The following is a 1170-nucleotide window of genomic DNA, read 5'->3' as shown; positions in this document are numbered from 1 at the left end:
TGAACCGCCCCGGGATTGTCGGAGACCTAAAATTCTGAGAGAATACGACAATGAAAAGACAAACCTACACCCCTGAGATTAAAGAACGCGCTACTCGTATGCTGATTGAAGCGTCGGGCGATTACCCCTCCACATGGTCAGCTATTCAAGCCATTGCACCTAAGATTGGCTGCACGCCTGAAACCTTACGATCATGGCATAAAAAGCACATCGATCAAACCATTCCTGCCTCAGTGCAAGCTCAAAGCCAAGATCAACGTATTAAAGAGCTTGAACGCGAGAACAGAGAGCTCAAGCAAGCCAATGAGATTATACGTAAGGCTGCCGCTTTTTTCGCCCAGGCGGAGCTCGACCGCTGACTAAAATCATGATTCACTTCATCGACGACAATAAACACCTTTATGGGGTCGAGCTGATCTGTAGAGTCCTACCGATTGCCCCGTCAACTTATTATCGTGCTCAAGACTTAAGCGACAACCCACACAAGCGTTCACTGCGCAGTCAGCATGACGACTATTACATCGGTGAGATTAAACGTATTTGGCAGGATAGCAAATGCCGTTACGGTGCGCGTAAAGTCTGGCAGCAGATGAAAGCTGACGGGTTAAAGGTTGCTCGGTGTACCGTAGAGCGATTAATGAAGCAGTATGGCCTACAAGGCGTCTGGCGTGGCAAAGGCAAGATTACCACCAACAGCCGTGACGACCAAAAGCGCGCTGATGACTTAGTCAATCGTAACTTTAGCGCTTATCGTCCTAACCAGCTGTGGGTCGCTGACTTTACTTATATCAAGACGACGAGCGGCTGGGTTTACACTGCTTTTATTATTGATGTGTTTGCTCGCGCTATTGTGGGATGGAAAGTCTCTAATCGCATGAACACCGATATGGTGATGGCAGCGTTAAACCAAGCAATAGCAGATAGGAACCATCCCAAAGATGTGATTCATCACAGCGATCGAGGGGTTCAGTACTTGTCCATCCGCTACACAGACAAGATGGCTGACTCTGGCGTTATTGCCTCTGTTGGCACGACTGGCGATTCATACGATAATGCACTGGCTGAAACGGTCAATGGGCTATATAAGTCTGAAGTGATTCATTATTTAAAGCAAAACTGGACTGGTGTGAACGATGTTGAACTGGCAACCCTTGAGTGGGTGGACTGGTT

At 47.9% G+C, this 1170-nt stretch carries 1 protein-coding gene and 1 other annotated feature; the gene reads left to right on the top strand.

The window, feature by feature from the left end; all coding sequences use genetic code 11:
- Positions 1 to 50: 50 nt before the first annotated feature.
- A protein-coding gene (locus JMX48_RS13970; RefSeq protein WP_227688051.1) for an IS3 family transposase occupies positions 51 to 1170 on the top strand; the annotation gives its coding sequence in 2 pieces (ribosomal slippage) (positions 51 to 327 and positions 327 to 1170; 1121 coding nt annotated over the 2 pieces). This gene is flagged as partial in the annotation.
- Positions 326 to 442, top strand: a sequence feature (AL1L pseudoknot). (Overlaps the previous gene by 117 nt.)

Origin of the sequence: Psychrobacter immobilis, from assembly GCF_904846225.1 — a bacterium.
Taxonomy (GTDB): domain Bacteria; phylum Pseudomonadota; class Gammaproteobacteria; order Pseudomonadales; family Moraxellaceae; genus Psychrobacter; species Psychrobacter immobilis_F.
The sequence above is the reverse complement of the archived record's forward strand: the minus strand, read 5'-3'. Positions and strand labels throughout refer to the sequence as shown.